Source organism: Sphaerochaeta sp. S2, assembly GCF_016406725.1.
In the GTDB taxonomy this organism is placed as follows: Bacteria; Spirochaetota; Spirochaetia; order Sphaerochaetales; family Sphaerochaetaceae; genus Sphaerochaeta.
Map to the genome: position 1 here is coordinate 1 of NZ_JAEKNT010000167.1, position 8,334 is coordinate 8,334.

The window sequence follows — 8,334 nt, forward strand, 5'->3', positions numbered from 1 at the left end:
CCATCAGCCTCTTTGTTGAAATCATTGCCAACGCAGTTGTCGATGCTGACAATGAAGCTGGTATCCAGATCATTGAAGCCCTTGGTGGTGAAGATGAGGATGAAAAGGTAGAAGAGACCGAGGGAAAGGCAGAAGAGACCGAAGAAATTGTCTTCTCCACTGAAGAGGGTGCTGAATTCTCCAAGTTTGAAGAGAAAGAGAACGTAGAGAAGGAAGAAGTGACAGAGACTGAGGAAGAAACTGAATCAGAAGACCTCCTCGTTGACGAAGAAACCCTGTACAAAGACTAAGGAGTGAAGCATGGCAATTACCGCTGAAGTAGTAAAAAAACTGCGCGATATTACCGGCGCAGGAATGATGGATTGCAAGAAGGCACTGACCCAGTCAAACGGCGATTTCGCCGCTGCTGAGAAAATTCTTAAAGAGATGGGTCTCGCCGCTGTTGCAAAGCGCCAGGACCGCGCAACCAACAACGGTCGTGTGTTCGTGAAAGTCGGGAAAGACAAGGCTGTTATGGTCGAGCTTTCCTGTGAGACAGACTTTGTTGCCAGCAATGATCAGTTCGATGAACTCGGAAACAACATCTGTGCAGTAGCACTTGAGAAAGGCTACAGTGAGATCAACGAGGAACTGGAAGGCATGGTCACTGATTTGATCACCATTATCAAGGAAAACATGGCGCTCAAGCAGCTTCACGTTTTCGATATTGGGGAGAATGAGTTTGCCAGCACCTATGTCCACGGCAATGGTGCTCTTGCTGTCCTGGTAATGTTCAAATCTGATGACAAGAAGATTTTTGAGAATGATTTGGTCAAGGAGTTCGCCAACGACTGTGCATTGCATGTTGCTGCGTTCACCCCTTCCTATCTCAATACCGATGCTGTTGATGCTGGCTATATCAAGGAACAGACTGAGATCTTCACTGCACAGGCTGAGAAGCTTGGCAAGCCTGCAAAGGTTATCGAAGGTATCGTCAAGGGCAAGTTGAACAAGCACCTCAGTGAGATCTGTTTCCTGCAGCAGCCGTTCGTCAAGGACGACTCCATGTCTGTAGAGAAGAAGGCAAATGAGGTTGGCAAGGCAGCTGGTGCTTCCCTGGAAATCGTTAACTATGCATTTCTGCGCGCTGGTGCTGCATCCTGCAGCGTCTGAGTGTAGTCGCTTGATACGAACCGCTCACGCCTTGTGAGCGGTCGTTTTATTGGAGATGAGTATGCAACAGGTATTGGACACATGTGAAAGTAAGATGCAAAAAAGTCTTGAGAGTCTCTCAAGGGATTTTGCCGGTCTGCGCACTGGTCGAGCTTCAGCCTCTCTGCTGGAGAAGATTCGAGTAGACTATTATGGTGCAGAAACGCCGATCAACCAGGTCGCAACCATCAGCATTCCTGAGGCTAGAACAATTGTTATCCAGCCTTGGGACAAGAGTGTTCTCGGTGCAATTGAAAAGGCTATCCTCAAGAGTGATCTTGGGCTTCCCCCGAACAATGACGGAAAATTGATCAGATTGAATTTCCCACCATTGAATGAAGAGAGACGCAAGCAGCTGGTGAAGAACGCCAAATCTACTGCTGAGCAGAGCAAGGTTGCTATCCGAAACATCAGGCGTGAAGCAATCGATGAGCTGAAGAAGCTGCAGAAAAATGGCGATATCAGCGAGGATGAGCTTAAGGATGGTGAAAGCAAAATCCAGAAAATGACAGACTCCCATGTCGAACAGATCACCTCCCTCTCCGATGAGAAGGAGAAGGAAATAATGGAGATCTAAAGTATGGAGAGAAAACCTGCTGTCCCTGTCCATCTGGGTATCATTATGGATGGTAACGGACGTTGGGCGCAAAAACGCTCACTGCCGAGAACCGCCGGACACCTGGAAGGATTGAAAGCTGTTAAACGGGTCATCCGTGAAGCTTCCGAACAGGGCATCGGGTTTGTCACATTCTACGCTTTCTCTACGGAGAACTGGAAACGAAGTGAGCAAGAGGTTTCCTATCTGATGCATCTCTTTGTTTCCAAGCTCCATGGAGAGATTGGTTACTACAACCATCATGGAATCCGCATTCTGGTACGTGGAGACCTCAGCGGTCTCCCTGCACAAGTGCAACAGGCTGTAGCCACCACTGTCCAAGAAACAAGCAACAATACAACAATTACTGCAATCATTGCGCTCAATTATGGTGGACGGGATGAAATTTGTCGGGCGGTCAACCATTTCATGACAATCCATCCCGGAGAGGCGATTACAGAGACTTCGCTCGCCAGTAATTTGGACTTGCCTCACATCCCCCCAGTCGATATGATAGTGAGAAGTGCAAATGAAAAACGCCTGAGCAATTTTTTGCTCTGGGACAGCGCATACGCTGAACTTGCATTCTATGAAAAATTATGGCCTGATTGGGATGCAGAAGACATCCAGAGAATCTGCAAGGATTATGGAAAACGGGTTAGAAAATTTGGGGGGGTACAATGACATCAATGGGAAAGCGGGTTCTCACCACAGTAATAACCCTTCCAACACTTTTTATCATCATTTTCTTATTGCCCCATAACTCCTATCTGGCCCTCTCCCTATTGGCTGTGGTAACCGCAACCTATGGTGCGAAAGAATTAAAGGTGTTGTACGAGAAAGCAGAGAACACCACGCTTCATATTTCCCCTTGGGGTATTGGGTTACTTCCTCTCGCTCAGTGGATTGAAATTGCCCATGCACCAAGCTTGCCCTTGGTGGATCTGACAGTTGTCTTGCTGGCACTCTTTTTCTTCAGCATGGAACTACGGCATGGGGACAAGGATTCATTTGCAAAATCACTCTCCCGAATTGGTGGAGAGAGTCTCCTTATCCTCTATCCTGGAATACTCATTACATTCATCCAACGAATCCTTACGCTGCCCCATCCATCTGCATCCTTGATCTTGTTCTTCCTGCTGGTCTTTGGGAATGATATCTTTGCTTTTGTCTTCGGCATGTCCATGGGAAGAAACAACAAGGGAATCATCAAGGTTAGCCCTAACAAGAGTTTGGCAGGATTTATCGGGGGAACCCTCAGCGCAATGGTCCTGGCAGTACTGTTCTGCTTGTTCGTTCCAGGCATTAAAGAGGATATCTCCATCTGGATGGCATTACTCCTGGGATTTGCAACCTCATCTGCAGCGAACATTGGAGACTTGATCGAGAGTGCGTTCAAACGTTCTGCACAGGTCAAGGACAGTGGTTCCCTTATTCCAGGCAGAGGAGGCCTATTGGACTCCATCGACTCCATGCTCGCCAGTGCTCCTATCTTCTGGCTCCTGCTTACGCTTTTCTAATGGTATGAAACGGATAATTATCCTTGGCTGTACCGGCAGTATCGGTACCACGACACTTCAGGCAATCCGTAGCAAAGCCCTCCCCTTCAAGGTGGTGGGCCTTTCCAGCAATACTCGATCAAAAGAATTACTCTCCTTGGCCCATGAATTTCAGGCAGAAGCAATCTGTACCACTGGATCTTCCTTATCTGGTATAGAAGGAATAAAAACCTATACAGGGTTCGATGGCTTGGAAGAGATGTTGTATTCCCTTGAAGCAGATATGGTACTGAATGCCATTGCAGGATTCGAGGGTCTCAAGGCATCCCTTTCTGCACTGAGGTGTGGATTTGACCTAGCTCTTGCAAACAAGGAGAGTGTGGTATGTGCTGGGTCCTACCTTTTCGATGTAGCTAAGCAATATGGGTCATCCATCATTCCTGTTGACAGCGAACACTCTGCCATCTGGGAATTGCTGAAAGGAAGGGCTCCCAGTTCAATTTCAAGCTTGATCCTTACCGCCAGTGGAGGTCCTTTCAGGACTCTGCCAAAGAAGGATTTTGCTTCCATCACTGTTGAAAAGGCTCTAGCCCATCCCACATGGAATATGGGAAAGAAGATAACCATCGACAGCGCAACCTTGGCAAACAAGGCCCTTGAGGTAATTGAAGCCTCATACCTCTTCAATGTTGCTGCCGATAAAATTGAAGTGGTAATCCACCCAGAGTCCATTGTACACTCCATGGTACGCACCATAGACGGTGCAGTGTATGCACAGATGGGCAATCCAGACATGACACTTCCGATCATCAATGCACTGGGAGCAGGACATGCATCTCTTGTCTCTCCATTGGATTTCACCGATCTCACCCTCCACTTCTCCAAACCCGACTATGAGCGATTTCCTCTCCTTTCACTGGCGTTCTCAATCCTCAGGCGAGGTGGCTCCTCTGCCCTTGCTTTCAATGCAGCGGATGAGATAGCTGTACATGCCTTCCTGAAAGGAGCTATTTCTTATCCCAAGATGATCGAGGTAGTCCAGAGGACGCTGGAACATGCATGGAGTGAGAGCGTGGGAAGCTTTGAAGAGACCCTCGCACTTGACAAACGGGCCCGGAATATTGCAAGAAGTTACCTATGAGTGGAATAGCTGCCATCCTTATGAAATATCTCATAGGATTGGTCGGAATAACCATAGTAGTGGTCATCCATGAAATCGGTCATCTGGTGACCGCAAAACTCAATGGGATAGACGTCGAGGTGTTCTCGTTTGGTCTCGGTCCAAAGCTCCTTGCTACCCAGCATAAAGGTACTGAATACCGGATAAGCCTATTTCCATTGGGTGGGTATTGTCGACTCAAGGGGTCTGATGATCTGAGCCAAGCACTGATCCACAAGCAGAAACAATTTACGCATACCGAGGAAGGGTCGCTCTTCTCCGCCCACCCAGCACGAAGGGTCCTTACCTATCTAAGTGGACCGATAGCCAATCTTCTTTTTGCCGCCCTCCTGTATGCCATACTTGCAAGCCTGCCGACCCAGGTCATCACCAATGAGGCAGTGGTTGCCACCACTGGTGAATACCCTTCCCTATTCAACAACCAGGATAGTCCAGCCTATGAGGCCGGGATACGGAAAGGTGACAAGATCATCGGCCTGGGAGAAACACCGATTGATGACTGGCAAGCACTGGAGGCAAAGCTTGCGGAAAGCAATGGTCTTGAGCAGTTTACCATCCAACGTAATGGAGAAACCATCGATATTGAGGTACAGGGAGCCCCAAAACCTGATGGAGGATATCGATACGGCTTGACCCCAATACAGGAACTGCAGGTAGGATCAGTACGCTATGGGAGCCCTGCCTACAGCCAAGGATTGCAAGAAGGGGATGTAATAGTTTCTGTTGAAGATATCCCTGTCATGAACCAACTCGATCTCCTTACTGTATTGGGCGACCATACAGAGGATGAGATCTCATTCACCGTTGTGGACACAAACGGGCAGGAAAGGGACTTACGCTTCACCCCTGGCCGCAATGAAGGGGGATCATTCGTCCTTGGGTTCTCACTCGCAGTAAATACAAAAGAGGGAGAGAATGAGCGGTTCAGTCTCATAGGGGGGATTCGCAAGGGGTGGAATGTTGCAGAAGAGACCATTTCATCACTGCGCAATTTGGTCTCGAGAAGAGATGCAGACCTACGCTCGGAAGTTACGGGCATGGCTCGTTCCGCTCTGATGATCGGGGATATCACCACCCTCGGGTTTGAGAGCAGCACAGCAAGTGGTATACGAGGATTGTTGTATCTCATGGGAGTGGTTTCCATCTCCCTTGCAGTGGTCAATTTACTCCCCATCCCAGCCTTCGATGGTGGACAGGTAATCATTGCTGGACTGGAGTGGATTACCGGAAAACAGATGAGACCAAGAACCTACTACCATCTCCAGCTCATGGGAGTGGCTTTTGTCATTGTACTATTCTTGATTTTAACGCTTGCTGATGTGAGACATTTTCTTGCCCTTAGGCGTTAGGATTGTTCCCGGCCACATATTTGTGACTGAACTCCATCTCCTCAAAACGGACAATATTGCTTACAAAGGCTAGTGAGAACACACCAGTCTCACCATTCCTGTTCTTGGCCATGATGATCTTTGTTTCCTGGATGTTGTTCTTCTGGCGCTCTTCCTCACTATCGGTACGGTTCTTGCCGACCTCACGGTGAAGGAGGATGACCACGTCGGCATCCTGTTCGATGGATCCACTCTCTCTCAGGTCACTGAGCTTTGGCTCAACACCGTCCGCCTGACGCCCTACCTGACTGAGGCAGACAATGGGGATATCCAGCTCTCGGGCAAGCTGCTTCAGGTTTCTGCTGATGATGGATATCTGTTCATGGCGTGGGATACGAGCATCTGCCTGGGCATCGATCAAGCCGATATAGTCGACAAAGAGAATCTGGACATCATGTTCCAACTTCATTCTTCTAGCCTGCGCCCTGAGCTCCATGAGCTTCATGTTTGGGGTATCCTGGATATAAAGCTCTGATTCATAGAGCAATCCTGATGCATCAACGATGGCGCTCATCTCACTGTTTTTCAGTGTAGCCTTACGGATATGGGAAAAATCGACACGACTATGACCGGTAAGCAAACGTTCCATCAAGCTTGCTGCACTCATTTCCAAGGAGAAGAAACCTACACGGTATTTCAGCTTGGTAATCATGTTCAGTGTCATGGAAAGTGCAAAGGCAGTTTTTCCTATGGAAGGTCGTGCTCCCACGATGACAAGTTCTTGTTTCTTGAATCCACCAGTTATGGAATCCAGAGAGGTATACCCACTATCGAGCCCATTCTTGGTCCCATGGGTGCTGCGATACTCGATATCACTGATGGTTTGGGTGATCAGGTCCTTGATGGACTGATATGCATCACTACCAGCTGTCTCATTATTCAACTTGGAGAGTGTTTGCTCTCCCTCGTCAATGACCTGCTGGATTTCTTGCGATTCGTCAAAGGCATTATCCTTGAGCTTTGAGGCAAACAATAAAAGTTTGCGTCTCTGACTCAGCGCCTTCAGAATCTTCGCATAGTAGGCAGCATTTGTCGTGGTAGGGACATCACTGGTAAGGGTGGAAATATAGGAGAGTCCGCCACACTGGTCTACCTGGCTTTTACGCTTCAGATATGAACTGAGGGTAATCAGGTCCAGTGCTTCGGTACTCTCCTGTCTGAATGAAAGGATGGCGGCGAACAATTGCTGGTGGGCGACTTTATAAAAATCATCCTTGCTCAAGAAATCGGTCACTTCTACAAGGACCTTCTCATTGAGCAAGATCGCCCCAAGTACTGCGCGTTCTGCCTCTTCGTTCTGAGGGGGAACGCGTCCAAGCATATTATTCGATGCCATATCTCTTACTCTTCTACTTTCTCGGCTTCAGCCTCTTCACTACCAGCTTCTTCTTCTACAGGGGCTTCTGCTTCTGCTTCAGCAGCAGCTTCCTCAGCAGCCTTGGCAGCCTTGGCCTCTTGTGCAGCCTTGACAGCTTCAGCCTTATCAGCCTCAGCCTTTGCCTTGGCTTCTTCTGCCTGACGTCTCTTCAAGGCATTTTCACTTTCAACAACAAGCTTGACCTCTGCACTCTCGTCCTCATACAAGCGGACACGTACAGAATAGGTACCAACCATCTTGATGGAGTGGGTAGCAACCTCAATCTTCTTGCGTTCAACTTCGATACCCTGCTTTGCAAGTGCTTCCTGCACCATAGCAGATGTGACAGAGCCAAACAGCTTGCCACTCTCACCTGCTGAGACAACCATGGTAATCTCAACATTGTCAAGCTTCTCTTTCATGCTTGCACTTGCAGCGCGCTTCTCTTCCTTACGCTTTTCGATAGCTGCAGTACGGCTTGCAAAAATGGCTTGATTGGTTTTGTTGAACATCACAGCCATGTTGTTTGGAAGCAGATAGTTACGGGCATACCCGTTCTTTACAACTACAACGTCTCCCTCTTCACCGAGGTTGACTACATCCTGATTCAGAATAATTTTCATAGGATACACTCCTTACTCATTACGTCTATACATAATCCAAGTCTCCGTCACCCCTAACAAGGGAAGGACAAAGACAACCAGTACATTCACCCCAGGTATCAAGAACGCCAAGAGGAACAGTGTGGAAAACAAGCGGGTCGTATTTACAGCAATGCCTTTTCGCAATACTACATGTACTACGATTGCCATTCCTTGAACTGCATACAGCACACTACTTGCCAGTGCTGCTTGCAACGCAAGTGCCCTATACAGGTAGGTTGCTTTTACCAGGATCAATAGGAGGACCAATGTCCAGGAACCGAGAAACACCCAGAGGGTGACTTCCGGTACCTTCCAACGGGAAACCCGTACATTGAAGGAACCATCGAACCGGGCTTGGTAGCTCATCGCCATGAAAGACGTGAACCCAACCAATACCATACAGAGCGGAGCCAACATGGCCCCTATTGCCATTACCGACATCCGGTATAACTCTCCCTTATACCCATCTGAGCGTTCTGA

At 48.3% G+C, this 8,334-nt stretch carries 8 protein-coding genes and 2 pseudogenes; 7 read left to right on the forward strand and 3 right to left on the reverse strand.

Features of this window, described 5'->3' with window-relative positions; all coding sequences use genetic code 11:
- The 7 genes and pseudogenes from JF818_RS04300 to rseP form a co-directional block, all read left to right on the forward strand.
- Positions 1 to 290: pseudogene (locus tag JF818_RS04300) on the forward strand (30S ribosomal protein S2); the annotation flags it as partial.
- 10 nt (positions 291 to 300) lie between these two features.
- The gene (gene tsf / locus JF818_RS04305) at positions 301 to 1,152 is read left to right on the forward strand and encodes a translation elongation factor Ts (RefSeq protein ID WP_198890741.1); all 852 of its coding nucleotides are present in this window, start codon (positions 301 to 303) and stop codon (positions 1,150 to 1,152) included.
- Between the two features lie 61 nt (positions 1,153 to 1,213).
- Complete coding sequence (frr, locus tag JF818_RS04310; RefSeq protein WP_198890742.1) at positions 1,214 to 1,768, forward strand: ribosome recycling factor; 555 nt, start codon at positions 1,214 to 1,216, stop codon at positions 1,766 to 1,768.
- A 3-nt stretch (positions 1,769 to 1,771) separates the two neighbouring features.
- Positions 1,772 to 2,470, forward strand: a complete 699-nt coding sequence (uppS, locus tag JF818_RS04315) for a polyprenyl diphosphate synthase (protein WP_198890743.1) — start codon at positions 1,772 to 1,774, stop codon at positions 2,468 to 2,470.
- A complete protein-coding gene (locus tag JF818_RS04320; protein ID WP_198890744.1) occupies positions 2,467 to 3,306 on the forward strand; it encodes a phosphatidate cytidylyltransferase in 840 nt (279 codons plus the stop codon). Before uppS ends, JF818_RS04320 begins: the two co-directional genes overlap by 4 nt.
- Positions 3,307 to 3,310: 4 nt before the next feature.
- A complete protein-coding gene (gene dxr / locus JF818_RS04325; protein WP_198890745.1) occupies positions 3,311 to 4,426 on the forward strand; it encodes a 1-deoxy-D-xylulose-5-phosphate reductoisomerase in 1,116 nt (371 codons plus the stop codon).
- On the forward strand, positions 4,423 to 5,814 hold the full coding sequence (gene rseP / locus JF818_RS04330; RefSeq protein ID WP_198890746.1) for an RIP metalloprotease RseP: 1,392 nt from the start codon (positions 4,423 to 4,425) through the stop codon (positions 5,812 to 5,814). Before dxr ends, rseP begins: the two co-directional genes overlap by 4 nt.
- Here rseP and dnaB read toward each other — a convergent pair.
- From dnaB to JF818_RS04345, 3 genes and pseudogenes are all read right to left on the reverse strand, one after another.
- Positions 5,804 to 7,189, reverse strand: a complete 1,386-nt coding sequence (gene dnaB / locus JF818_RS04335) for a replicative DNA helicase (RefSeq protein ID WP_198890747.1) — start codon at positions 7,187 to 7,189, stop codon at positions 5,804 to 5,806. The genes rseP and dnaB overlap by 11 nt on opposite strands.
- A 5-nt stretch (positions 7,190 to 7,194) precedes the next feature.
- On the reverse strand, positions 7,195 to 7,833 hold the full coding sequence (rplI, locus tag JF818_RS04340) for a 50S ribosomal protein L9 (protein WP_198890748.1): 639 nt from the start codon (positions 7,831 to 7,833) through the stop codon (positions 7,195 to 7,197).
- A gap of 12 nt (positions 7,834 to 7,845) precedes the next feature.
- Positions 7,846 to 8,334 (reverse strand): annotated as a pseudogene (locus tag JF818_RS04345) (DUF115 domain-containing protein); the annotation flags it as partial.

Excerpts from the sequence above, each read along its gene's own strand:
- tsf (WP_198890741.1), top strand. The coding sequence starts at position 301 with ATGGCAATTACCGCTGAAGTAGTAAAAAAACTGCGCGATATTACCGGC.
- frr (WP_198890742.1), top strand. The coding sequence starts at position 1,214 with ATGCAACAGGTATTGGACACATGTGAAAGTAAGATGCAAAAAAGTCTT.
- uppS (WP_198890743.1), top strand. The coding sequence starts at position 1,772 with ATGGAGAGAAAACCTGCTGTCCCTGTCCATCTGGGTATCATTATGGAT.
- JF818_RS04320 (WP_198890744.1), top strand. The coding sequence starts at position 2,467 with ATGACATCAATGGGAAAGCGGGTTCTCACCACAGTAATAACCCTTCCA.
- dxr (WP_198890745.1), top strand. The coding sequence starts at position 3,311 with ATGAAACGGATAATTATCCTTGGCTGTACCGGCAGTATCGGTACCACG.
- rseP (WP_198890746.1), top strand. The coding sequence starts at position 4,423 with ATGAGTGGAATAGCTGCCATCCTTATGAAATATCTCATAGGATTGGTC.
- dnaB (WP_198890747.1), bottom strand. The coding sequence starts at position 7,189 with ATGGCATCGAATAATATGCTTGGACGCGTTCCCCCTCAGAACGAAGAG.
- rplI (WP_198890748.1), bottom strand. The coding sequence starts at position 7,833 with ATGAAAATTATTCTGAATCAGGATGTAGTCAACCTCGGTGAAGAGGGA.